Source organism: Streptomyces sp. NPDC003077, assembly GCF_040611095.1.
In the GTDB taxonomy this organism is placed as follows: domain Bacteria; phylum Actinomycetota; class Actinomycetes; order Streptomycetales; family Streptomycetaceae; genus Streptomyces.
The window spans coordinates 20,812-43,729 of record NZ_JBEXNM010000019.1 but is presented as its reverse complement, the minus strand read 5'-3'; the positions used below and the strand labels follow the sequence as shown (position 1 = coordinate 43,729).

Below are 22,918 nucleotides of genomic sequence, written 5' to 3'. Positions count from 1 at the left end.
CACCCGCCTCGAAGGAGTGAACGAACGTGACCCTCACCCTGACCGACATCACCGACCAGGTGCCCGAGCGGCATTACACCCACCACCCCGATCGCGGCGAGACCCCGCACCGCACCAACCCCATCTACGTCCACCGCGAGCTGGAGACCGCGCGGGTCGAGCCCGGCATGAACGTGCTGGAAGTCGGCACCGGCTCCGGCTACTCCGGCGCCCTGCTCTCCGCACTCGTCGGCACCGACGGCACCGTCACCAGTGTGGACATCGACCCGTACCTGACCCAGTGGGCCAACCACATCCACGCCCGGCGCGGCCTGGGCAACATCCGCTGCCACGCCGCCGACGGCACCGTCGGGTTCCCCGCCCGCGCCCCGTATGACCGGCTGCTGGGCTGGTGCAGCCCGCCGCTGCTGCCCACCGCCTGGGTAGAGCAGGTAGCCGAAAGGGGCCGGATCGTCGCCACGCTGCCCATCGGGCCTGTGCCGAACCTCGCCATCGGCGCGGTCATCACCGTCACTGCTGGACAGCCGCACGTCGAGCGGCTCTTCCCCGGCGCCTACATCGAAACCGGCGCCGCTCCCCGCCACAACTTCGACGTCCCGGCGCGCTGGGCCGACTGGGAGCGCCGCGTGCCCGCCCCCGCCTGGGTGTCCATCGCCTGGCGCGCCGAGGACGACTGGCGCCACAACGGCGCCCGCACCGTACTGGACCGGCTGCTCCAGCCCGGCCACACCGAACCGTACGCCGGGCCGGACATCGCCTGGGGGAGCTGGCGCACCTGGGCCGCGGCCACCGGCGACTCGCGGCTGACCATGACCGAACTGACGCTGGACACGCTGGGCCTGGGACACTCCACCCCGACCTCGGCCGCCGTGCTCCAGACGGACGGCACGATCCTCGCCGACGCCCCCGACTCGCCCTCCCTGACCACCCTGCGCACCTGGATCACCGCGTGGGAGAAGGCCGGCCGCCCAGCCCCGGACACCTACACCCCCACCCTCGTCCCCGCCGACCACGGCCAGGGCGTCACCGGCTGGGACCTGCGTCTGAGCCCGCCCGGTGCGTGACGCGTCAGCCCGCCTGATGGGTGACGCGCCGGGCGTCGTGGCCCGGGACGGCTACGACCGCGACGGCCCGCGTGCCCGGGGCGGCGGCGTGGCATGTTCCAGCGGGGGCACGCGGTGCGTTGGTGGGCTGGTCCGCGCGAGTTGGGCCCGGAGTTCCCGGAGGCCCACGGCGAGGGCGTCCACCACCTCGCCCACGCCGTCGAGAGCATCGACCGGCATCTCTCGGCGCTGCGCGATGCCGCGCCGGACCGCGGCGCTACCGAGGACAGGCGAGACGTCCCCGAGCCGCGGGAGTGGGGCTTCATCGGGGCAGGCGGATGCCGTCGATGGCGATGTCCAGCAGTCGGTTCGCCTGGGCGTCGTCATCGTGGTGCTCGGTGACGAGTGAGATGGCGTTGACGAGCGCGAGGAGGTCTTCGGCGCACACGCCGGGGCGTACCGTGCCTGCCTGCTGTGCGCGGTGCAGGAGTTCTCCGGCCGCGGCCGTGATGGCCGCTCGGCAGCCGTCGTTCTGTTGCAGGAGGTCGGCGTCCCGGCTGTCGTGCAGCAGCGAGGCCGCCAGTCCGCGACTGGTCGCCGCGTAGCTGTTGAGATCGCGGAGCCATGCGAGGAGCGCGTCGCCGGGGCTGCTGCGCTCGGCGTGTTCCCGGGATCTGGAACAGAGCGCCTCGACGCGGTCCTGGAAGACGGCTTCGAGCAGCGAGCGCCGGGACGGGAAATGCCGGTGCAGGGTCGCCGATCCCACCTCGGCCCGGCGGGCGATCTCCTCCAGCGAGGCGCCGACGCCGTCCGAGGCGAACACTTCCTGCGCCGCGGCGACGATGCGCTCGTAGTTGCGCCGGGCGTCCGCGCGCATGGGGCGCCGCCGGGCGGGCTCGCTCACGGTGATCTCCTGCGGTTGCGAAATGGGGTGGTCCTCCGGTTACTGTAGCCCAGACCAAGTGGAGGGTCCCTCCACTTGTCGGCGAGTGATCGGTGAGTGAGGGGAGAATTCATGCGCGCCGTGCAGTACGACCGTTTCGGTCCGCCCGAGGTGCTTCGCGTCGACGAGGTGCCCACCCCGCGGCCAGGCCCCGGCGAGGTGCTCGTCGAGGTCCACGCCGCCAGTGTGGACGCGGGGGAGATCACCTTCCGTTCGGGACGGATGCGCGGAATCAGCCGGGCCCGGTTCCCTCGCGGCACCGGCGGCGACTTCGCCGGCCGCGTCTCGGCGACCGGGCCGGGCGTCCGGACTTGGCAAGCCGGCGACGCGGTGTGGGGGCTGATGCCCCACTTCACCTTCGGCTCCATCGCCGACTACGTCCGCGTCCCCCAGGAGAGGCTGGCCCGGGCGCCGAAAAACCTGAGCCTCCTCGAAGCCGCGGCTCTTCCCGTGTCGGGTACCACCGCACTGACCGCGCTGACGGACAAGGCGCGGCTCACCTCCGGTGAACGGCTCCTGATCCGTGGCGCGACCGGGGGCGTCGGCAGCGTCGCCGTACAACTGGGCAAGGCCCTCGGTGCCCACGTCACCGCCCTCGCCTCGGCCCGCAACCTCGACTGGATCACCGCACTCGGAGCCGACGCGGCGTTCGATTACCGCACCACTCGGCCGGAGGATCTCGACCGCTTCGACGTCATCGTCGACGTGGTGGGCACCGACCTGGGCGCCTATCAGGCGCGGCTGGCCCGGCACGGGCGCATGGTGGCCCTCGCCTTCGACACGGACCGCGTGCTCACCTCCGTGCTCGGGTCCGGATTGCGGGCGGCCGTCGCACCCCGGCGGTTCAAACTCTTCAGCAACAACCCCTCGGCGGACCGGATCGCCGAGCTGACCCGCTTCACCGAGACAGGTGCCGTCCGGCCGGTGATCGACACGGTCTTCCCCATGGCCGACATCGCGGAGGCACACAGAAGGCTCGAAGCCGGCGGCGTCCGGGGGAAGTACGTGATCGATATGGAACGCGGACGCCCGTAGCCGCGCGGGAGCGATATGGAACGCGAATACCCGTAGCCGCGCGGGATTGACATGGAGTGCGAACGCCGTAGCCGCGCGGGATCGACATGGAACGCGAACCCTCGTAGCCACGCGGGATCGACATGGAACGCGAACCCTCGTAGCCACGCGGGATCGACATGGAACGCGAACCCTCGTAGCCGCGCGGGCGCCCGAAATCCGTCCCGCACCCGGAGTGAGGTGCCCCGCATATGGGGGAACCTCACTGGGCTTCCCGTTCAGCTCAAGCTTTCAACTCAAGTCTTCGGCTCAAGCTCTCGGCTCAACCCTTCGCCCCGGCCCGGCCGGTCCCAAGGTGCGCTTGGAGCTGCCTGCCTCAAAGACCGCGAGGTGCTCCGAGACCCAGCGCTGGGCGGCACGGATCCGTTCGGGTATTCCCTGCCGGCACAAGCGGATCATGGCCGCCTCACCACGTTCGGCAGCCTCTTCGATGCCGCGCCAACAGCGCTCCTGCCACCACAGGATGACGCCCGCGAGACGCTCCCGGTCCCGGTCCTCCAGTCCGTACGCGTCGCAGATCGTTCGGACGCGTCGCGCGGTGGCCGGCAGGTCGGTGACGCCCGGCCCGAGGTCCAGGTACTGCCAACACAGGTGCGCGACATCGTGGACCCGTTCACCGGGTGCGGCCAGATCCCAGTCGATGAAGGCCACAGGTGCCCAGCCGGCACCGAGCGGTGCGAAAACGGTGTTCTTCGGAGCCAAGTCGTTGTGGCACACGACCTCGTGGTGCGCGGCGAGGGACGTGCCGTGTGTCAGGTCGTGGAACTCGCGCACCAGCCTGGCCGTCGCCACCAGAGCCTCGTCCGAACAGGCTCGGCCCCACCAATCGGCGTCCCAGCCGGCCTGTCCCCCGACCCAGGACAGAACCTCCCTTCCCTTTTCGTCCGTGCCGAGGAAACGCGGGGCACCCGCCCAGCCCCGCTCCTCCAGAAGTCGCAGCAACCGGTGGACGAAGGCGGGACGCGCCGGCTGCGGCCTGCGCACCGTCGTACCGACGCGGACCACCTGATTGACGGCGCCACCAGGCAAAGGTGTCTCGGACATGCCAGCACCCTGCCAGAACCGTCACAGGGCAGGCACCAAACAGGGCAGGCACCAAGCCACGGCGCACGGGAGAGAAAGCCGCTGCACTCGACATGCCCGTGGTCCCCGGGGTGACGATGTCCATGGCCCGGCTTGGAGGTTGACGCGTCAGGTGGGCGTCTCCTGGTGTCCGGTGCCGCATCCATGCGGAGCGGGTCGGCCATGCCACGATGTGCCGCATGCCTCCCGCTCTCGAAAATGCTTCCGGGTCCTTATCGGGCCAGCCCGTGGCCAACGACTACGACACCTTCGCCGAGGCGTACGCGGCCGAGACCGAGTCCAACCTCATCAACGGCCATTACACGCGGCCCGCGATCCTGGACCTGGCCGGTGACGTGGCCGGGCGGCGGGTCCTCGACGTCGGCTGCGGCGCGGGCCCCCTGCTCGCCTCGCTGCGCGAGCGGGGCGCGCTCGTCACCGGCGTCGATTCCAGCGCGAAGATGCTGGAGCTGGCCAGGCGGCGGCTCGGTGACGACGCGGCCCTGTACCCGGCCGATCTGGCCGGCCCGCTGCCGTTCGCCGACGGCGCGTTCGACGACGTCATCGTCTGCCTGGTACTGCACTACCTGGAGGACTGGGAGGCACCCCTCGCCGAACTGCGGCGCGTGCTGGCGCCCGGCGGCCGACTCATCGTGGCCGTCAACCACCCCTTCGTCAGGAAGCTGGCCGACCCCGGCGCCGACTACTTCACGCCCCACAAGTGGTCCGAGGAGTACGTCTTCAGCGGCCGGAACGCCGTACTGACCTACTGGCACCGACCCCTGCACGCGATGACCGGCGCCTTCACCGCGGCCGGCTTCCGAATAGCCGTCATGAGCGAACCGGCCCCCACACCAGCCGCCCGAGAGCTGTTCCCCGACGACCTCGCGAGGTATCCTTCGGGGTCCTTCCTGTGCTTCCTGTTCTTCGTCCTGGAGGCTGTCCCGTCCCTTTGACGGTAGGCGGGCCGGGCCCCTGGCCGGACGCGTGCCGGGATGCCCGGGGCGCCGCTGCACGCGGAACTCGGCGAGCGCGGGACGTGAGGTGTCCCGCGCTTCCCCGCTGACGGCCCCCGGGCGGCCGGGGCTTCCGTACGTGTCCGCCGCCCCCTCCCGCCCGCTCCCGCCCGCTCCCCGCAGAGCGCCTACGCCCCTACGCCCATACGCCCCTACCTCCCTACGCGGCGCAGAACTCGTTGCCCTCCGGGTCGCGCATGACCCACCAGTGGCCGGCCGGTCCCCGGTCCACCTCGTGGACGCGGGTGGCGCCCAGGGACTCCAGTCGGGTCAACAGGGCGTCGAGGCCGTCGGGGCCGCTGTGGATGTCGATGTGCAGGCGGTTCTTGACGTCCTTGCCCTCGGGCACGTCCTGGAAGAGGAGCCGGCGACCCCGGCCGACGCCGCTGGTCGCGTCGAAGGGGTCGTCGGGGTGCCGGATCGCGGCGTAGCCGCGGAAGACCCGGCGGCCGTGGTGCTCGGTGACCGCGTCCTCGCCGATGTGCCCTGCGGTCAGCAACTGGCCGACGAGCGCGCTGGGGTCCTCCACTTCGTACTCCAGGGCGGCGGCCCAGAAGTCCGCGAGCGTGAGGGCGTCCTTCGTATCGATGACCAGCTTCCAGTTCAGTGCCATGTAACTGGTTATATTGGTTACATGGACTCGTCCGCAACCCCCGGACTGCTGCTGCGTTCCCACTCCGGCGCCACCTACCGGTTCGACCCGGGCGCGCTGTGTTTGGAGCTACTGACCACCGGCGGCCCCGGCCCGTTCCGCAAGTACGAGGTGCTGCACGCACCCGCCGACCTCGCGGCCTGGGCGGACCGGTCACGGCTGACCCCGACGCCCGACCTCGACATCTCCCCCTCCGAAGTAACCGCCGCCCGCCGGCTGCGCGACGCACTGCACCGGGTCGCCGTCGCCCGTACGCGTAACGAACCATCCGCGCCCCGCGACCTGGACACTCTCAACGAGGCCGCCGCCCACCCGCCCCTGTCCCCCGCGATCGGCCCGGACGGCGAACGCCGCTGGTCCGGCACCTCCAACGGCACCGCCCTGCTCGCCACCGTCGCCCGCGACGCCATCGACCTGCTGACCGGTCCGTTCGCCCACCGCGTCCGCATCTGCGCCGCCGAGAACTGCTACCTCATCTACGTCGACACCTCACGCCCGGGCCGCCGCCGCTGGTGCTCCATGGAGCACTGCGGCAACCTCCACAAGGTCCGAAGCCTGCGCGCCCGCCGCGCGGAGGGCGGGTGAGCACCGGCCCGGCGGCGTCGCTTGGCGGTGGTGGGCCGGGTGCCGTCCCCGTTCAACGGGCCCAGGAAGGTGTCGGAGAACAACCACAGCCGCCGCCCGTCACCCACGATCCCTTTCACGCGCCGACGGTCCAGGAGGGCGGGGCGTCACCGCCGACATCGCCTCCGGCTCGCCGGGCCGGGGGTGGCCAGGTTTCGGGGCGGCCGAGGCCGGTCGACCGGCGGTCGATGGGCCACCGGGTGCCACACTGCAGCCCGTCACCCCATCAAGCCACCGCCCCCTCCAACACCCCCATAACCAGCAACCGCAGCGACGCCCCAAGCCGCTGCCCCTCTCCCTGCCCCAAGAGGCGCACGATCGGGCCGTTCTGTAGCGCCCCGAGCAGGATGTGGGCCAGCAACTCCGCGTCCAGGTCGGGGCGTTCCTCGGCGATCAGTGCGCTGATGTGGCCGTGCCAGAAGTCGTAGACGGAATGGTGTGCGCGCGCGTCCTCTTCGGGGTCGCGGGTGGCGGAGATCGCCTGGCCGAGGGCGGCCAGCAGGCCCTTGTTGCGGCCGACGACGTCCACCACCGCGTCGAGGAAGGCGAGCAGTCGCTGACGGGGAGGGGCACCCGGGCCCAGCGGTGGGGGGCCGTCCGTGACCGCTTCGCGCAGGGCGTGGGCGCGTTCGAGCATCAGCTCCCGCATCAGGCCCGCACGGCTGCCGAAGCGGTGGAAGACCGTGCCCTTTCCGACCCCGGCCGCGGCGGCGATGCGCTCCATGGAGACCTGCTCCGGGGGGTGTTCGGCGAGGAGGGTTTCGGTGGCCCTCAGGATCGCGCGCCGATTGCGTGCCGCGTCGGAGCGTTCGCGGCGGCCTTCCGTCATCAGCTTTCTCCTTGCTCAGGGGACCAACGACGTGCCCCGGTAGACAACTTGACCGACGGTCCAGTACCGTCGAAGGCGAACTTGACCACCGGTCAACTTTAGTGCACCGCTGCACCGTCCCTTTTTCCAAGGAGATCTGCCGTGCAATCCACCGCGCAATCTGCCGTGCAACGCACCACGCGACGCATCCGCTACCACTCCTACGGTGGCCCCGAGGTCCTCACCTTGGAAGACGTGCCCGTTCCCGTCCCGGCGGCGGGGCAGGCGCTCATCCGCGCCGAGGCGATCGGCGCGAACTTCGTGGACACCCAGCTCCGGCGCGGCATGGCCCAGGCCGAGCTCTACCCGCGCCCCTTCCCCAGGCCCCTCACCGGCGACGTGGTGGGTACGGTCGAGGCGGTCGGCCCCGACGCGGACCCGGCCCTGATCGGGCGGCGGGTCGCCACGGCTTCCGAGGACGCCTTCGGTGACCTCGTCCTCGCGGACGCGCGGCGGCTCGTCCCCCTACCCGACGGGCTCGACGCCGGCACGGCCAGTGCGCTCCCGATGGCGGCACCGGTGGCCCTGGGCGTGCTGCGCGCCGGGCGGGTGGCGCCCGGCGAAACCGTACTGGTCCACTCCGCCGCGGGGGCCATCGGCCACCTCGTCGTGCAACTCGCGAAGGTGCTCGGTGCGGGCACGGTCATCGCCACGGCCAGTACGGCCGCCAAGCTGGACTTCGCCCGCACCCAGGGCGCCGACGTCGGCGTCGACTACACCGACGAGGACTGGCCGGAGCAGGTCCGCGCGGCCACGCCCGGCGGCGTGGACGTGGTCCTCGACGCGGCCGGCGGGGACATCCTGCGTCGCAGCCTGGACGTGCTGGCCCCATATGGACGGCTGGTCGCGTACGGGGCCGCGAGCGGCGAGCTCGGCAGCGTCCCCGTCACCGACCTGTTCGCGCTGAAGACCGTCACGGGCTTCTCCCTCCTGGCCGCACAGGCGGCCGACGCCGAGCGTGCCGCGAAGGAGCTGGACGAGCTCATCGCGTACGCGGAGCAGGGGTTGCTGCGCGCGGCGGTCCACGCCCGGCTGCCGCTCACCGAGACGGCCGAGGTGCATCGGCTGCTGGAGAGCCGTGCGCAGATGGGGCGCATTCTGGTCGTGCCGTAGGGGGTTTCTGCTCCCCTTACGGCTCGGTTCCGGCTCCCCTTACGGCACGGTTCCGGCTCCGTTTCTGCTCCGTTCCGGCTCCTGCGCGGCTCCTTTCCGGGGCCTCACTGGGTCCTTTCCGGCTCCCTTCCGGCTTCCTTCCCGCTTCCTTCCCGCTCCCTTCCCGCTCCGGGGGAGATCGGCGATCCTGCTCTGATGAGTGGAGCGATCTCTTGTGTATGGCGCGACCCCATCACCGATGAGGAGATGGTCGACCTTGTGCGGTCGCACGGCGGCAATGCCGTTGCCGGTTGGTGGGACAAGGTCAAGGAGCACAGCCTCGGCTGGGTGGGGGCCCGGGACGGTGCGGGAGTCCTGGTCGGGTTCGTGAATGTGGCGTGGGACGGCGGAGACCACGCCTTCCTGATCGACACGAAGACTCGGGGCACGCATCAGCATCGCGGTATTGGCACCGCGGTCGTCCGGCTGGCGGTGGCCCGGGCGCGGGCGGCGGGCTGCGAGTGGCTGCATGTCGACTTCGAGCCGGGGCTGCGGGCCTTTTATTTCGATGCCTGCGGTTTCCGGCCGACGGATGCGGGGTTGATTCATCTGCCTTCTGTGGGGGTGGGATGACACAAGCGGTGGGCCGGCTGAGCGTGATCGGGCCTGTCTACCGGACGAATGAATGAGCCGGGCAAAGGGCGTGTGCGACTCATCCATGCGATGCGACTCACCCATGCGACGCGACTCGTCCACGCGGTGCGACTCATCCATGCGACGCGACTCATCCATGCGGCGGTCCGTCGATTCGGCCGTCCGGGCGGTACGGAATCGGTTCGCGTTTGGGTGTTCGCGCGGGCGGAGACGGCTGGAGTTCACGCCCTTTTCCTGGAGGTACGCGTATGCGCTTGCTGCTGGTCCACCCGAGCGCACTGATGTATTCGGAGATCTTCCTGCGGCTTGAGCCCCTCGGGCTGGAGCGCGTGGCCGGTGCCGCGCGGGAAGCGGGCCACCAGGTGCGCGTCATCGACCTCCAGACGGAATCACCGGCCGCCGTCGCCCGCGAACTGGTGGCCTTCCGTCCGGAGGCGATCGGCGTCTCGTTGAATTACCTGGCCAACATTCCGGAGGCCATCGAAATCGCCAAACGGGCCAAACAAGCCGTGCCCGGCATCTTCGTCTTCTTCGGCGGGCACAGCGTCTCGTTCGTCGCGGACGACGTCCTGCGGCAGGGCGACGGCGCGGTGGACGCCGTCGTCCGCGGCGAGGGCGAGACCGCTGTCGTGCCGCTGCTGGAGGCCGCCAGGGACGGGGATCTCGCGAAGGTCCCCGGCGCAATCACCCTGGAGGGCCGCGGGCCCGCGCCGACCATGCTGCACAGCATCGACACGCCTCGGCCCGCCCGCGACCTGCTGCGACACCGGAACCGCTATTTCATCGGCGAACTCGACCCCTGCGCCTCCATCGAGTTCACCCGCGGCTGCCCCTGGGACTGCTCCTTCTGTTCCGCGTGGACCTTCTACGGACGCAGCTACCGCAAGGCGTCCCCGCAGGCCGCGGCCGAGGAGATGGCGAGCATTCGCGAACGCAATGTGTTCATCGTGGACGACGTCGCGTTCATCCGCCCGGAGCACGGGGACGCCATCGCGGCCGAACTGGAGCGGCGCCGGGTCCGCAAGCGCTACTACCTGGAGACCCGCTCCGACGTCCTGCTGCGCAACACGGAGGTCTTCGCGCGCTGGCGCCGGCTCGGACTGAAGTACATGTTCCTCGGCATGGAGGCGATCGACGCCGAGGGCCTGGACCTGTACCGCAAGCGCATCAGCCCCGACGAGAACTTCCAGGCGCTGGAGGCCGCCCGCAAACTGGGCATCACCGCCGCCATCAACCTCATCGTCGACCCCGCCTGGGACGAGGAACGCTTCCGCGTCGTCCGGGAATTCGCCCTCTCGGTGCCGGAGATCGTCCACCTGACGGTCATGACGCCGTACCCCGGCACGGAGGTGTGGCACACCGAGTCGCGGCGCCTGACCACCCGCGACTACCGGCTCTTCGACATCCAGCACGCCGTGGTGCCGACCGCCCTGCCCCTGGACGTCTTCTACCGCGAGCTGGTGCGCACCCAGGCCATCATCAACCGCAAGCACCTCGGCCTGCGCACGGCCGTCGGCGCCGCCCGCGTCCTGGCCTCCAACCTCGCCCGTGGACAGACCAACTTCGCCCGGATGCTGTGGCGCTTCAACCGCGTCTACAACCCCGAACGCCAGCTCGCCGACCACGCCCGCCCGGTCCGTTACGAGCTACCGCTCCCCCGGCACCTGGACGTCGGCGACCGGCGCCAGCTCTACATCCATACGAGACCCACTTCGCACGGCAACCGCGAGAAGCCCCGACCGGCGGAGCGGATGACGGAGTAGTCGAGCAGGCGAGTAGCCGAGCACATTTGCATAGGGGAATGGATGCGTCGGTGCTCGGGGTGACGGGCGTCGACACCCGTCGCTCACGGCTCGTCCGACACGTTCCCCGTTCCATCCTCCTCGCCGCGCAGCGCCGTCGCGATCAGGTCGTGGATGAGGACGTCCTCGGGGGCGCGGTTTTCCATGAGGCGGGGGAGGTCCTCGGGCCCGAACCAGTCGTAGGCGGAGTGTTTCGACCATTCCAGCGCCGGACGGTCCAGGTCGCCCTCGACCTCGACGAGCCAGTCGGCCTCGTGCCGCTTCCCGTCGCCGTCGTCCCCCGTCCACGAGGTGACGCCGAGCAGCCGCCGGACGCGGCGCACCCGCCAGCCGGTCTCTTCCTCGACCTCCCGGGCCAGCGCCTCCAACAGCGATTCGCCGGGTTCGACGTGCCCGCCCACGATGTCCCAGCAGCCGGGGAAGAGCCGCCGCTGCGGGCCGCGCCTCTGGGCGAACGCCTTGCCGTGGTCGTTGAGGATCACGGCACCCACGACCCAGGCCTCGCCGTCGGCGGGTGTCGGGACTTCTACGCCACTGTCGATCGTCGGCGCCGGCGCCGCGGTCGGTGTGGGCTGTGCTGTCGACATGGTCGGTGCCGTTGACGTGATCGGTCTCGTCGATGTGGCCGGAGTGATCGCTGTGGGTTCAGCTCTTTCAGGCATTCGGTCAAAGTAGCGTTCTTCGCTGATCACCGCCTTGGCATTTCGGCCGGTGCGGGCAGGGCTCCTGCTGGTGCTCGTTCCCCGCTCCCTCCCGGTCCTCGACTGCCGATCCCACCGGAACTCGGCTGTCGATCCCGCACCGGAACTCGACTGTCGGTCCCCTCCCGGTACTCGACTGTCGGTTCCCTCCGGGCGCTCGTCCGTCGTGCGGGCCGGGGCAGGGAGTGCGAGCGTGAAGGGAGAGACGGACGGCAGGGCGGTACGGGGCTGCCCTCGGTGGATGGGAGGTGCGTGGTGGCCCGAGCCATTTGGTCGGGGGTGTTGACCTTCGGCCTGGTCAGCGTGCCGGTGGGGCTGTTCTCCGCGACGGACGAGCACACCATCCACTTCCATCAGCTCCAGCGCGGCACGTCCGATCGCATTCGCAACCGGCGCGTGAACGAACGGACCGGCAAGGAAGTCCAGCAAGAGGACATCGTCAAGGGGTACGAGCTGGGCGAGGGCGAATACGTGGTCGTCGAGCCGGAGGAGTTGCGGGACGTCGCGCCGGGCCGATCGCAGACCCTGGACGTCGGTGAGTTCGTGGACCTGTCCCAGGTCGAGCCGGTGTACCTCTCCCGCGCCTATTACCTGGCGCCGCGCGGCACGGAGTACCAGAAGGTGTACGAGTTGCTGCGGCAGGCCCTGGCGGAGACCAATCTCGCCGGGATCGCCACGTTCGTCATGCGCGGCAAGCAGTACCTCACCGCCGTTCGCGCCGAGTCCGAGGTGCTGGTGCTGCACCTGCTGCACTGGGCGGACGAGGTCCGCGACCCGCACCGGGAACTGCCGGATCTGCCCGACCGCAAGGAGGCGAGCGGCCAGGAACTCCGCAGCGCCGTCCAACTCGTCCAAGCACTCGCCACCGACTGGAAGCCGGAGAAGTACAAGGACACCTACCACGAGCAGGTCCGGGAACTGATCGCGGCGAAGCGCGAGGGCAAGGAGGTCACCGTGGGGCAGGAGCCGCCGCAGGCCACCAACGTCGTCGACCTGATGTCCGTCCTGCAGAACAGCATCGACCAGGCGCGCGGCAAGTCCCGCACCTCCTCCGAGCGCGCCCAGGGCCGCGCCCGTCGCTCGCGCAAGGCGTCCGCGGCGGACCAGCAGTCGGCCCCGGCCTCCCGGTCCCGGAAGAAGCCCACGGCCGGGTCCCGACCGGGCGGGTCCCGCTCCGGTGCCGCATCCCGCTCCGGCTCGGCGTCCCGTTCCGGCTCGGAGCCCCGCTCCGGCTCGGCGTCCCGTTCCGGCTCCGGTGGGCGGCGCGCGCCCAGCCGGGGCGGAGCAGGCGGCGACCTTGCCGACCTCAGCAAGAACGAGCTCTACGAGCGCGCCACCGAGCAGGACGTCTCCGGCCGCTCGAAGATGAGCCGCGATCAGCTCGTCAAGGCCCTGTCCTCCCCGCCCTCTTCGGGAGCGGGGAGGAAGGCCGCGTCATAAGGCGGGCGGGCTATACGAGGCCACGAGCACGGCCGCAAGCACGGCGGGAAAGCCGGAACCGCGACCGGGAAGTCACCCCATCACCGACTGCCCGAATTCCTGCCCGGCAGCCCCACCTCCCCACCTCATTCCACTGCCCCAGTGCCCTGCGGGCCTTTCGCCGCCCCAGTGCCCTGCGGGCCTTCTGCTATCCCGTCACCCCGCCGCATTCATCGGAGCGCCCACCGCCTTTCGTCCCTTCTCGGGCTTGGGCCTGCTCCACCGTTCCATCACGGGGCGCTCGACACCGATATGCAGCAGCCAGGCGAGTACGAGGGTGATGACGAAGGCGGCGGCGACGAAAGCCAGAGCCACCCAGGTATTCCAGGACTGCCCGACGCCCAGAGCCTTCCGGAGCCCGAACAGCACCACCACATGCACCAGATAGAAGGCGTAGGAGATTTCACCGAGCCGGACCATGCGGCGCCCCCGGAGCAGAGACGGCCGTTCCCGGGTGTCGGCCAGCGCACCCGCTCCGACCACCAGCAGTACGGGCACCAGCGTCACCGCCGCCTGCGTATACGCCTCCGGGAGGTACATCCCCACCGCGTAGCTCGCGACGAGCAGCGCCCCGGACGGCAGAAGTCCGAGATTGACCCAGCGACCGGCGATCACCAGGCGGGCGAGCAACACGCCGGCCACGAACTCCAGAATGCGCACGGGCGGGAACGTGTAGCTGAACCACAACTTGTACGCACTCGGGATGACGTATTGGGTCAGGACGGCCACGCCGAGGACAGCCGCCACCACACCGGCCAGCCACCAGCGCAGATCACGTTCCCTGATCCTGGCGATCAGGGGAAACAGCAGGGGAAAGGCCGCATAGAAGAACGCCTCGGCGGAGATCGACCAACTCGGTCCGTTCCCGCCCACAATGACCAGCATGTCCGGCACCCACGCTTGGAGAAGGAAAAGCCCCGGAACCTCGGTGCCGGAAATCTTCCCCGGGCCGACGAGCACGAGGAGACCGAGCAGGTAGGCGACGACGTGGAGGGGATAAATCTTGAAGAATCTCCGTCTCCAGAACCGGCCCTTGGTGTCCGACGAGCGCGCAGCCCAGGTCAGAACGAAGCCACTGAGGACGAAGAAGAAGGACACGCCGGTGTACCCGGCCTTGGCGAACACCGCGAGGTAGACGTCCCGTACGCGTTGGTCGTCGAATATGTCGAGCATGCCGACCCCGTACGGGAGATCAGGGGCCTGAATTGAGACGTGACAGAGGAAAACCAGCAAAGCGGCGAGGAAGCGCATGCCGGTGAGGGTGGGTAATGCGGGTCTGCTCGCACCCGCGCTGCTTGACCGCTGGGCGCCGTCGGGCATGGGGGACGTCGAAGCCATCGGAAGTATTCCTCGATCTCGGAGTCACGGACGGATCGAACGGACTCGATGGTCGCCGTCCGGAGCGCCCGCACCGGGTCGCCCCGGTGCCGACCGCGCCCCCGCATTCGGCGGTCACCACCGGGTCGGTCACTTACCGAACGTTCCGCGATCTTGCGAATATTTCGATGTTCGGCTCTGACCGGAAAGAAGTCACCGGGGTCGGTTTCCGACCCCGGTGACCAGTAGAGCCTTCGGACGAGGACGCGCGCCCCGCCCCCTCACCGACGCCGACGGAACGCGCGCCGCACGAAGTGCACGATCAGCCAGATCACCAGGATCACTACGAGGAGCAGGACGACGAGAATCACGATGAGGAAGATGCCGAGCTTCTTGAAGAACCCAGTCTTCTTTTTCTTGTCGTGCTTGCTCTTCTTCTTCCTGGTCTTCTCCTTCTTGGGCTTGCCGTGCGATTCCTTCGTCAGCTTGCCGTGAGACTCCTTCGCGAGCGTGCCGTGGGATTGCTTGGCGAGCGTGCCGAAAGCCGAGGACTGGCCTTGCGACGTCGAAACCAAAGCCGACGCCGAAACCAAACCCGAACCCGATGCCGAAGCCAAACCCGACGCCGACGCCGACGCCGAAGAGGACGTGCCCTGCGGCGCGGACACTCCCCTTGCGGTTGCCCGCTCCTGGACGACCGCTTCCCCGTGCCGGCCGCTGTATGCGGAGGCGGGCGCGGCCATCGTCACCATGCCGAAGAGCAGCGTGATCATCACTGCCGCGGCGCGCCCGAAGCGCGCGTGGCCGCGCGGCGCACGACCGGAAGAGGCGCCACCGGAAGACGCACGACCGGAAGGCGCGCCGCCGGAAGACTCCGCCCGGCAGGCCGTCGCCGTCCTCCCCGAAGCGGTCGGTATGGCGGTCCCGCAGTCGGTGTTCATTCCGTTCCTCTCGTGGTGCGTAGGGGGCGGCACCCATTATGGGCAGAGGCCGACTGAAACAAGGACTCCGCTCCCGGCAGCACAATGCGAGCGGGCTTGCGTATCGGACCTCGTATAGCCCCGTAACGATGTGGGCGAATATCCCTGCCCAACCCCACCAGATCCAACGGGACTCCAGCGTCACCCCATGAGAGCACCCGGACCTCGGACTGACGCTCGCCGTGCACATGGCCGCACTGGTCGCCGTGGACGCCCGCGCCCGCGATCACCGTCCGCCCTGCGACCTGGCCGGGCTGACGCTCTACCTCCTGGACCGCGCGCACCCGCACCGGGCACGGCTGTACGGCGTCGCCGGCGATACCGGCCACGAACCACCGCCCCCACACACAACCGCGACCGCGACCACGACCACAACGCCCACCGCAACGGGAACAGCCACAACGAACACGACGACGACCACGACCACAACCACGACCACGTGGCAGAGTGACCTTCCCCTGCTACTGTGCGCCGATGTCAGCGATCAAGAAGTTTCAAGTCACCTTTGACTGCGCGGAACCTGAGCGCCTGGCTCGTTTCTGGTGCGAGGTGTTGGGGTACGTCGTACCGCCGCCACCGGAGGGGTTCGCCACGTGGGACGATTTCCAGCGTTCGCAGCCACCTGAGCAGCGGGATTCCTGGTTCGCGTGCATAGACCCCACCGGCGTGGGCCCGCGCCTGTACTTCCAGCGCGTCCCCGAAGGGAAGGCCGTCAAAAACCGGGTGCATCTGGACGTGCGGGTCGGCACCGGACTCGTAGGGAAAGAGCGCCTCGCGGCACTTGAGGCGGAATGCGCGCGATTGATCCCGCTCGGCGCCGTGCACGTGCGAACGCTGTATGACGGGCACGATGCGTGCATCCCTATGCTGGACATCGAGGGCAACGAGTTCTGTATCGACTGAGCATGCTCCGAGCCGGGGAGGTGGGCAGCCACCTTCCCGGGGTCTTTCAAGGTCTCGTAAGGGGCGGTAGTGATCCCGTGCGGGCGAGGTCGTGCGACCGGGCGATGCCGAACATGGCGGCCTGAACGCCGTCACCTTTCAGACGGCAGCCGCGAAGGGTCTCCCAAGGCCAAGCCAGGCCTTCATCCACGCCCCCATCCAAGCGAGACATGCTCGACACGGGCGCGGACCCGCTGATGGGACCGGTTGGCGGGACCGGTTGGGTTCCTCTCCCCGTCCGGGAGTCCTCCGCTCCTGCGGCGACCCCACCCACACAACATCCCGCATCACAAATAAACGCTCATATGACTGTTGGTCCGTAAGGATATTCCGTCACTCACGAGGGTAATGCTGGGCCGGTACGACGACCTTCCGGGACCGTGCGCGAAAGGGTCCCGGATAACCGACGACCCCAGAAAGGACCGGGAATCCATGCCGCAGCCATTCACCCTTCCCGAGTTCTACCAGCCTTACCCCGCCCGGCTGAATCCCCACCTGTCCGAGGCGCGGGAGCACTCCAAGAAATGGGCCCGCGCCATGGGAATGGTGGAGGGTTCGGGAATCTGGGAGGAAGACGACCTCGATTCCCACGACTACGCCCTCCTGTGCTCGTACACCCACCCGGACACCTCCGGGTCCGCCTTGTCGCTGGTGACCGAGTGGTACGTGTGGGTCTTCTTCTTCGACGACCACTTCCTGGAGGTCTTCAAACGGCCGCAGGACCAGCAGGGCGCCAAGGAATACCTCGCCCGGCTGCCCGCCTTCATGCCGACGGACCTCGCCGCCGGCGCCCCCGAACCGACCAACCCCGTCGAAGCGGGCCTGGCCGACCTGTGGGCCCGTACCGTCCCGGAGATGTCCGCGGCCTGGCGGCGACGGTTCGCCGAGAGCACGGCGAACCTGCTGAACGAATCGCTGTGGGAACTCTCCAACATCCACGAGGGCCGCGTACCGAATCCCGTCGAATACATCGAGATGCGCCGCAAAGTGGGCGGCGCTCCGTGGTCGGCCGATCTCGTCGAATTCGCGGTCGGCGCCGAGGTCCCACCGGCCCTCATCGGTTCCCGCCCGCTGCGCGTGCTCAAGGACACTTTTTGCGACGGCGTGCACCTGCGCAACGACCTTTTCTCCTACCAACGGGAGACCGAGAACGAAGGCGAACTCGGCAACGGCGTCCTCGTCCTGGAAACTTTTCTCTCCTGCTCGACCCAAGAGGCCGCCAACACCGTCAACGAACTCCTCACCTCCCGTATCCAGCAGTTCGAGCACACGACGCTGACCGAACTCGGCCCGCTCCTCGTCGAGAAGGGCGTGCATCCGCAGGGCGTCGCGGACACCCTGGCGTACGTCAAGGGGCTCCAGGACTGGCAGGCGGGCGGCCACGAATGGCACCTGCGGTCCAGCCGCTATATGAACGGCGGCGGGGTGGCCCTGCCGACGCCCGGTGCGCCGAATCCGTTCGTCCCGCGCGGCCTGGGCACGTCGGCGGCGGACATCGGGCGGCTCCGCGCCGCCCTCGACCCGCGGCGGCTCCGCCGCTACACCCACGTCCCGTACACGAAGGTCGGCCCGTCCCTGCTGCCGGACTTCCACATGCCCTTCGAGACCACACTCAGCCCGCACCTGGAGACGGCGCGCGAGAACGTCGTGGCGTGGGCCCATCGGATGGGCATCCTCCAGCCCCAGCCGGGCGTGCCCCGCTCCCACGTGTGGGACGAAGGCCGGCTCGTCGACATCGACCTTCCGCTGTGCGCGGCGGGCATCCACCCGGACGCCACCGCCGACGCGCTCGACCTGTCCTCGGCGTGGCTGACCTGGGGCACCTACGCCGACGACTACTACCCCGTCGTCTACGGGGAATCCCGTGACCTGGCCGGGGCCAAGGCGTCCAACGAACGTCTCGCCCACTTCATGCCCATCGACTCCGGCCCGGCCGCCTCCCTACCCGTCCCCGGGCCCGCGTCCGCCCTGGGCGCGGCTCTCGTTCAGGCCTCCGCTCCCGTTCCGGCGAACGCTCTGGAACGCGGCCTGGCCGACCTCTGGGCCCGGACGACGGCACCGATGGACACCGAGGCGCGCCGCTTCCTGCGCGACGCCATCCAGCGCATGCTCGACAGCTGGCTGTGGGAGCTCGACAACCAGGCCCAGAACCGCATCCCCGACCCCGTCGACTACCTGGAGATGCGCCGCGCGACCTTCGGGTCCGACCTCACCATGAGCCTGTGCCGCCTCGGCCACGGGAGGTTGGTGCCACCCGAGGTCTACGGGAGCGGCCCGATGCGTTCCCTGGAGAACGCCGCCGCGAACTACGCCTGCCTGCTCAACGACTGCTTCTCGTACCAGAAGGAGATCGAGTTCGAAGGCGAGGTCCACAACGGCCTCTTGGTCGTCCAGAACTTCTTCGACTGCGACTACCCCACCGCCCTCGGCATCGTCCACGACCTGATGACCTCGCGGATGCACCAGTTCCAGCACATCGCCGCCCACGAACTCCCGGTTCTTTACGAGGACTTCAACCTGTGCGACGAGGCCCGCAAGGCCCTGGACGGCTATGTGCACGAGCTGGAGAACTGGATGACGGGCATCCTGACCTGGCACCGCGGCTGCCGCCGCTACACCGAGGCCCACCTGCTGCGCCAGCACTCCGGCCGCACCGGTCCCACTGGTCCCACTGGTCCCACGAAACCGTTCGGCGGTCCGGCGGGGCGGTTCGGCGGTCCGACAGGGCTGGGCACCGCCGCCGCCCGCGTCCGTCCGGCGACGACCCGACCGGTCGTACCGGCGCCCTCCCTGCCGACAACCACGGTCCCGGCGGGCGCCGACCACGGTCGGGCACCCGACTCCGGCGGACGGCAGCCCGTGCGGGGACCCGTCACCGGGGCACGGGGACCGCTCCCCGGAGGCGTGGGCCACCCCACCGTCTTCGACTGACCCGCTGACCCCGTCTCGCCGGCCGCGCTGTACGGACCATGCGCAGGACGCGAACAGCGCGAAGGACTCGAAGGACGGGAACGGGAAACGACGCGGCCGGCGCCCCCCGTTCCCCGTTCCCTGTAAGCCGCAACCGACCGGACCGGGCCCCTACCCCACGCACCGCAACAGGGGCGGCCCGGCCCTCCGCACGACACGACCGACCGGTCCGAGCGGACCGAGTGAACCGACCCGACCGACCGGACCGAGTGAGCCGGGCCTCCTCACTCCCCCAGACGATCCGCCAGCCGCTCCAGAAAAACTCGCTGACCAGCCACGATGCGCTCCCCGGCGGCCTCCAAGGACCACCACGCCACCCGGTCGATCTCCGGGAACGCACGGACCACGCCGGACCCCCTGGGCCACTCCATCTGGAAGGTGTCGGGCGAGATCCGGTCCGGATCCAGGTCGCTCTCCACGGCCCAGGCGGTGACGACCTTCCCACCCGACTGACGGATCTCCCCCAGCTCGATGTAGGGGCCCTCCGGAGGCGGCAGTCCGAGTTCCTCCTCGAATTCCCGGCGCGCCGCCTCACACGCCTCCTCCGGCGGGACGTACTCACCCTTGGGCACCGACCAGGCACCCACATCGCGCCGGGCCCACAACGGCCCGCCCATATGCGCGAGCAGCACCTCGACACCCACGCCGTCCGTGCCCGAGCCCGCGCCCGCGTCGACACCCACGTCACCGGTCCGGAACAGCAGCAATCCGGCACTCCTTCTGCCTGCCATACCGCCAGTCTGCCGCTCACCGGGCCCGTCCACCCGGCAGCCCGTCCACCCGGCAGCCCGGACCGCCCGGCAGCCCGTCCCGCGCGGCACCGGACCGCCCGGCACCCCGCACCGTGATTAATCACTTGGACCACCACCACGACTGTGCTGTGTTGGCGTCATGACGGAAGCGACGAGAAACGCCGACGAAACCGACGGATTCTCCGCGTTCTGTGCCCGGATGCGGACGGAGCAACGGGTGCTCGGCGTCGTCCTGAGCGGCTCGCAGGCCCGCGAGGGCATGGCCACGGAGCGTTCGGACCACGATGTGCTGGTGGTGGTCGAGGACGGCGCGGAGCAGGCGTTCGCCGACGAGTCCCGGCGGGGCGCCCGGATGGACGTGACGGTGATGCCCTTACGGGACTTCCGGGCCCACGCCCTGCCCGGCTCCGACACGGAGTGGAACCGGTACGCCTTCACCCACGCCCGCATCATCAAGGACACGCCCGACGGACGGATCGCCGAACTGGCACGGGCCAAGGGACGCCTGACACCGGACGAGGCGGCTCGGACGGCGCCCCAGGCGCTCGACGCCTTCCTGAACGGCGTCTATCGCTGCCTGAAGAACGACCGGGACGGCCTCCCTCTTGGCGCCCGACTCGACGCGGCCGAGGCGCTGCCCTTCTATCTCACGTACGTGTTCGCCCTCCACGAGCGGGTGCGGCCGTACAACAAGTACCTGAGCTGGGAACTGCGGCATCACCCGCTCGATCGCCCCGAGTGGTCCCACGACCGACTCATGGCCTCGCTCGAACAGGCCCTGTCCCCCTCGCCCGTCACAGCCATCCGCCGACTGTTCAACGAGTTGGAGCCACGCGCCCGCGCCGCCGGACACGGTCCCGTCCTGGACTCCTGGGGCGAGGACCTGTTCCTCATGCGGGGCGGTGGTGCGGTGTCGCCGTGAATGCCTGCGTCCTCCGGCAACCCCGTGGCAATCCCGTGAACGACTGCGTGAGCCCCTTAATCACGAATGGACTCCTCAGCCACAAACGGACCTTGGCACCTTGGCCTTTAACGCGCCCTGACGCCCCTTGACGCCCCTTGTCCACCGAACGGGCAATGCCCCCCGCTCCCCGGTCGAGAGCGAAAACACCTGGTCATCCCCTCACCCAATTGCGACCATGCTTCGGTCCCCCGCAGTCGGTCACGTGAGGAAGTCGATCGCCATGCCTGCTCTGCCCGCCGACCCGAACGTGCTCCACCCGATGCCCGAACAGAAGCGCGTGGTGCTGCTGAAGCCGCTGATCACCTCGCCGCTGATCGAGGTGGGGGATTTCTCGTACTACGACGACCCCGACGATCCGACGGCGTTCGAAACCCGGAATGTGCTGTACCACTACGGGCCGGAGAAGCTGATCATCGGGAAGTTCTGCGCGCTGGGTGAGGGCGTGCGGTTCATCATGAACGGCGCAAACCACCGCATGGACGGGCCCTCGACGTTCCCGTTCCCCATCATGGGTGGCTCGTGGTCGGAGCACTTCGACCTGATCAGCGGCCTGCCCGGGCGGGGGGACACCGTGGTCGGCAACGACGTGTGGTTCGGGTACGGGTCCATGGTGATGCCGGGCGTCCGCATCGGCCACGGGGCGGTGATCGCCTCCGGCTCCGTCGTCGTCGACGACGTGCCCGACTACGGCATCGTCGGCGGCAACCCGGCCAAACTCATCCGCCGCCGCTTCGACGACGCGGACGTCGCCCGCCTGCTGGACCTCGCCTGGTGGGACTGGCCCCTCACCCACATCACCGAGCACATCCGCACCATCATGTCCGGCAGCGTCGACGCCTTGGAGGCCGTCGCCCCGGACCGTTCCTGACAACGCGGCCCCGGCCGGGTTGCGCCCACACACCCCCGGCCGGGTTGCGACCACACCCTCCCGGCCGGTACGCACAGTCCGTTGAGCCACCGAGTCCGTGTCCGCAGGACGCCGACCCCGTGTCCGTAAGTCACCGCCTCCCTGTCCGTAACTCACCGCCTCCGTGTCCGTAGGCCGCCGGCTCCCAGTCCGTAAGCCGCCGACCCCCGTACCCACAAGTCACCGACCCCGAGTCCGCAAGTCACCGGCTCCGTCCGTTCCAGCCGAAGGGTCTGCCCTCATGGCCGTCATCGCCCACCTCAGCGACATCCACATCGACGCCGAACCCCGCAGCCTCGACCGCGCCCGGGCCGTCATGGACTACCTGAACGCTCTCCCCGCCGACCTCGACGCCGTCGTCGTCACCGGAGACATCGCCGATCACGGCCTTCCGGACGAGTACGAGCGGGCCCGGGAGCTGCTGCGGTCCCGGCACCCGGTGCTGACGTGTCCGGGGAACCACGACGAGCGCGCCGCCTTCCGGGAGTTCCTGCTCGGCCTGCCGGGCTCCACCGCGCCCGTCAACCAGGTGCACCACGCCGATGGCTTCACCCTGGCGCTCTGCGACTCCTCCGTGCCCGGCAAGGGCGAGGGGTTCCTCGGTGACGAGACCTTGGAGTGGCTGGAGGACGTGCTGACGCGGAGCCGCGTCGGCATACCCGTCCTCGTCGGCTTCCACCATCCGCCCGTCCCGTTGCACACGCCGTATGTCGACGGCATCCGCCAGTTCGGGGAGGACCGCCTCGCCGCCCTCGCCGACCGCCACCCCGACCTGCTCGCCTTCCTCTGCGGACACGCCCACACCCCGGCGGCGACCACCTTCGCCGGACGCCCCCTCCTGGTGGCCCCCGGGGTCGTCTCGACGCTCCGGCTCCCCTGGGAACACCAGGACCACCCCGCACACCACGTCCACCTCGACCTCCCGCCCGCCGTCGCCTTCCACGTCCTCGACGAGCCGACCGGCCGCCTGACGACCCACTACCGCACCGTTCCCTGCTGATCCCTCCTGATCCCTCCCGATCCCCCCTGATCCCTCCCGATCCCTCCCGATCCCTCCTGACCCTTCCTGATCCCCG

At 69.7% G+C, this 22,918-nt stretch carries 21 protein-coding genes and 1 pseudogene; 13 read left to right on the top strand and 9 right to left on the bottom strand.

Annotated features, from left to right (window positions below; genetic code table 11):
* Positions 1–26: 26 nt before the first annotated feature.
* Positions 27–1,064, top strand: coding sequence for a methyltransferase domain-containing protein (locus ABZX96_RS15600; protein ID WP_355543949.1), 1,038 nt, complete (start codon positions 27–29; stop codon positions 1,062–1,064).
* Between the two features lie 301 nt (positions 1,065–1,365).
* On the opposite strand, the gene ABZX96_RS15595 is transcribed toward ABZX96_RS15600, so the two are convergent.
* The gene (locus ABZX96_RS15595) at positions 1,366–1,947 is read right to left on the bottom strand and encodes a helix-turn-helix domain-containing protein (protein WP_355543946.1); all 582 of its coding nucleotides are present in this window, start codon (positions 1,945–1,947) and stop codon (positions 1,366–1,368) included.
* A 111-nt stretch (positions 1,948–2,058) separates the two neighbouring features.
* Here ABZX96_RS15595 and ABZX96_RS15590 point away from each other — a divergent pair, with 111 nt between their 5' ends.
* Entirely contained in the window at positions 2,059–3,021 is a 963-nt protein-coding gene (locus ABZX96_RS15590; protein ID WP_355543943.1) for an NAD(P)-dependent alcohol dehydrogenase, read from the top strand.
* 288 nt (positions 3,022–3,309) lie between these two features.
* On the opposite strand, the gene ABZX96_RS15585 is transcribed toward ABZX96_RS15590, so the two are convergent.
* Positions 3,310–4,104 (bottom strand): phosphotransferase, encoded by a 795-nt coding sequence (locus ABZX96_RS15585; RefSeq protein WP_355543940.1) that lies wholly within the window; start codon positions 4,102–4,104, stop codon positions 3,310–3,312.
* 266 nt (positions 4,105–4,370) lie between these two features.
* On the opposite strand from ABZX96_RS15585, the gene ABZX96_RS15580 reads away from it, so the two are divergent.
* Positions 4,371–5,078, top strand: coding sequence for a class I SAM-dependent methyltransferase (locus ABZX96_RS15580; protein ID WP_355543937.1), 708 nt, complete (start codon positions 4,371–4,373; stop codon positions 5,076–5,078).
* 220 nt (positions 5,079–5,298) lie between these two features.
* Here ABZX96_RS15580 and ABZX96_RS15575 read toward each other — a convergent pair whose 3' ends face one another.
* Positions 5,299–5,751, bottom strand: coding sequence for a VOC family protein (locus ABZX96_RS15575; protein ID WP_355543934.1), 453 nt, complete (start codon positions 5,749–5,751; stop codon positions 5,299–5,301).
* Positions 5,752–5,772: 21 nt separating this feature from the next.
* Between ABZX96_RS15575 and ABZX96_RS15570 the strand changes: the two genes are divergently transcribed.
* Entirely contained in the window at positions 5,773–6,375 is a 603-nt protein-coding gene (locus tag ABZX96_RS15570) for a CGNR zinc finger domain-containing protein (RefSeq protein ID WP_355543931.1), read from the top strand.
* A 265-nt stretch (positions 6,376–6,640) separates the two neighbouring features.
* Here the strand turns inward: ABZX96_RS15570 and ABZX96_RS15565 are convergent, their stop codons facing one another.
* Positions 6,641–7,243: a TetR/AcrR family transcriptional regulator gene (locus tag ABZX96_RS15565; protein ID WP_355543928.1), complete on the bottom strand. Its 603-nt coding sequence runs from the start codon at positions 7,241–7,243 to the stop codon at positions 6,641–6,643.
* A 141-nt stretch (positions 7,244–7,384) separates the two neighbouring features.
* Here ABZX96_RS15565 and ABZX96_RS15560 point away from each other — a divergent pair, with 141 nt between their 5' ends.
* From ABZX96_RS15560 to hpnR, 3 genes are all read left to right on the top strand, one after another.
* Positions 7,385–8,395, top strand: a complete 1,011-nt coding sequence (locus tag ABZX96_RS15560; protein WP_355543925.1) for a zinc-binding dehydrogenase — start codon at positions 7,385–7,387, stop codon at positions 8,393–8,395.
* A 246-nt stretch (positions 8,396–8,641) separates the two neighbouring features.
* Positions 8,642–9,007: a GNAT family N-acetyltransferase gene (locus tag ABZX96_RS15555; RefSeq protein ID WP_355544149.1), complete on the top strand. Its 366-nt coding sequence runs from the start codon at positions 8,642–8,644 to the stop codon at positions 9,005–9,007.
* Between the two features lie 269 nt (positions 9,008–9,276).
* On the top strand, positions 9,277–10,791 hold the full coding sequence (gene hpnR / locus ABZX96_RS15550; protein WP_355543922.1) for a hopanoid C-3 methylase HpnR: 1,515 nt from the start codon (positions 9,277–9,279) through the stop codon (positions 10,789–10,791).
* A gap of 83 nt (positions 10,792–10,874) precedes the next feature.
* Here the strand turns inward: hpnR and ABZX96_RS15545 are convergent, their stop codons facing one another.
* Positions 10,875–11,417, bottom strand: coding sequence for an NUDIX domain-containing protein (locus ABZX96_RS15545; RefSeq protein ID WP_355543919.1), 543 nt, complete (start codon positions 11,415–11,417; stop codon positions 10,875–10,877).
* 369 nt (positions 11,418–11,786) lie between these two features.
* Here ABZX96_RS15545 and ABZX96_RS15540 point away from each other — a divergent pair, with 369 nt between their 5' ends.
* Positions 11,787–12,971, top strand: coding sequence for a Ku protein (locus ABZX96_RS15540; RefSeq protein ID WP_355543916.1), 1,185 nt, complete (start codon positions 11,787–11,789; stop codon positions 12,969–12,971).
* 195 nt (positions 12,972–13,166) lie between these two features.
* On the opposite strand, the gene ABZX96_RS15535 is transcribed toward ABZX96_RS15540, so the two are convergent.
* Together ABZX96_RS15535 and ABZX96_RS15530 are read right to left on the bottom strand one after the other, a co-directional pair.
* Positions 13,167–14,261, bottom strand: a complete 1,095-nt coding sequence (locus ABZX96_RS15535; protein WP_355543913.1) for an acyltransferase — start codon at positions 14,259–14,261, stop codon at positions 13,167–13,169.
* Positions 14,262–14,608: 347 nt separating this feature from the next.
* Positions 14,609–15,268 (bottom strand): hypothetical protein, encoded by a 660-nt coding sequence (locus ABZX96_RS15530; protein WP_355543910.1) that lies wholly within the window; start codon positions 15,266–15,268, stop codon positions 14,609–14,611.
* A gap of 513 nt (positions 15,269–15,781) precedes the next feature.
* Here ABZX96_RS15530 and ABZX96_RS15525 point away from each other — a divergent pair.
* On the top strand, positions 15,782–16,210 hold the full coding sequence (locus tag ABZX96_RS15525) for a VOC family protein (protein ID WP_355543907.1): 429 nt from the start codon (positions 15,782–15,784) through the stop codon (positions 16,208–16,210).
* Positions 16,211–16,256: 46 nt separating this feature from the next.
* Here the strand turns inward: ABZX96_RS15525 and ABZX96_RS15520 are convergent.
* A pseudogene (locus ABZX96_RS15520) lies at positions 16,257–16,458 on the bottom strand (hypothetical protein); the annotation flags it as partial.
* Positions 16,459–16,681: 223 nt separating this feature from the next.
* On the opposite strand from ABZX96_RS15520, the gene ABZX96_RS15515 reads away from it, so the two are divergent.
* A complete protein-coding gene (locus ABZX96_RS15515; protein ID WP_355543904.1) occupies positions 16,682–19,180 on the top strand; it encodes a germacradienol/geosmin synthase in 2,499 nt (832 codons plus the stop codon).
* A 263-nt stretch (positions 19,181–19,443) separates the two neighbouring features.
* Here the strand turns inward: ABZX96_RS15515 and ABZX96_RS15510 are convergent, their stop codons facing one another.
* Positions 19,444–19,950, bottom strand: a complete 507-nt coding sequence (locus ABZX96_RS15510; protein WP_355543901.1) for an NUDIX domain-containing protein — start codon at positions 19,948–19,950, stop codon at positions 19,444–19,446.
* A 160-nt stretch (positions 19,951–20,110) separates the two neighbouring features.
* On the opposite strand from ABZX96_RS15510, the gene ABZX96_RS15505 reads away from it, so the two are divergent.
* From ABZX96_RS15505 to ABZX96_RS15495, 3 genes are all read left to right on the top strand, one after another.
* Positions 20,111–20,893, top strand: a complete 783-nt coding sequence (locus ABZX96_RS15505) for a hypothetical protein (protein ID WP_355543898.1) — start codon at positions 20,111–20,113, stop codon at positions 20,891–20,893.
* 262 nt (positions 20,894–21,155) lie between these two features.
* Entirely contained in the window at positions 21,156–21,803 is a 648-nt protein-coding gene (locus ABZX96_RS15500; protein ID WP_355543895.1) for a CatB-related O-acetyltransferase, read from the top strand.
* A 280-nt stretch (positions 21,804–22,083) separates the two neighbouring features.
* A complete protein-coding gene (locus ABZX96_RS15495; RefSeq protein ID WP_355543892.1) occupies positions 22,084–22,842 on the top strand; it encodes a metallophosphoesterase in 759 nt (252 codons plus the stop codon).
* Positions 22,843–22,918 lie beyond the last annotated feature (76 nt).

What these genes read in the sequence shown, in the direction of transcription:
- ABZX96_RS15590 (WP_355543943.1), top strand. Translation starts at nt 2,059, where the DNA reads ATGCGCGCCGTGCAGTACGACCGTTTCGGTCCGCCCGAGGTGCTTCGC.
- ABZX96_RS15585 (WP_355543940.1), bottom strand. Translation starts at nt 4,104, where the DNA reads ATGTCCGAGACACCTTTGCCTGGTGGCGCCGTCAATCAGGTGGTCCGC.
- ABZX96_RS15575 (WP_355543934.1), bottom strand. Translation starts at nt 5,751, where the DNA reads ATGGCACTGAACTGGAAGCTGGTCATCGATACGAAGGACGCCCTCACG.
- ABZX96_RS15570 (WP_355543931.1), top strand. Translation starts at nt 5,773, where the DNA reads ATGGACTCGTCCGCAACCCCCGGACTGCTGCTGCGTTCCCACTCCGGC.
- ABZX96_RS15565 (WP_355543928.1), bottom strand. Translation starts at nt 7,243, where the DNA reads ATGACGGAAGGCCGCCGCGAACGCTCCGACGCGGCACGCAATCGGCGC.
- ABZX96_RS15555 (WP_355544149.1), top strand. Translation starts at nt 8,642, where the DNA reads ATGGTCGACCTTGTGCGGTCGCACGGCGGCAATGCCGTTGCCGGTTGG.
- hpnR (WP_355543922.1), top strand. Translation starts at nt 9,277, where the DNA reads ATGCGCTTGCTGCTGGTCCACCCGAGCGCACTGATGTATTCGGAGATC.
- ABZX96_RS15545 (WP_355543919.1), bottom strand. Translation starts at nt 11,417, where the DNA reads ATGTCGACAGCACAGCCCACACCGACCGCGGCGCCGGCGCCGACGATC.
- ABZX96_RS15535 (WP_355543913.1), bottom strand. Translation starts at nt 14,261, where the DNA reads ATGCGCTTCCTCGCCGCTTTGCTGGTTTTCCTCTGTCACGTCTCAATT.
- ABZX96_RS15530 (WP_355543910.1), bottom strand. Translation starts at nt 15,268, where the DNA reads ATGAACACCGACTGCGGGACCGCCATACCGACCGCTTCGGGGAGGACG.
- ABZX96_RS15525 (WP_355543907.1), top strand. Translation starts at nt 15,782, where the DNA reads ATGTCAGCGATCAAGAAGTTTCAAGTCACCTTTGACTGCGCGGAACCT.
- ABZX96_RS15515 (WP_355543904.1), top strand. Translation starts at nt 16,682, where the DNA reads ATGCCGCAGCCATTCACCCTTCCCGAGTTCTACCAGCCTTACCCCGCC.
- ABZX96_RS15510 (WP_355543901.1), bottom strand. Translation starts at nt 19,950, where the DNA reads ATGGCAGGCAGAAGGAGTGCCGGATTGCTGCTGTTCCGGACCGGTGAC.
- ABZX96_RS15505 (WP_355543898.1), top strand. Translation starts at nt 20,111, where the DNA reads ATGACGGAAGCGACGAGAAACGCCGACGAAACCGACGGATTCTCCGCG.
- ABZX96_RS15500 (WP_355543895.1), top strand. Translation starts at nt 21,156, where the DNA reads ATGCCTGCTCTGCCCGCCGACCCGAACGTGCTCCACCCGATGCCCGAA.
- ABZX96_RS15495 (WP_355543892.1), top strand. Translation starts at nt 22,084, where the DNA reads ATGGCCGTCATCGCCCACCTCAGCGACATCCACATCGACGCCGAACCC.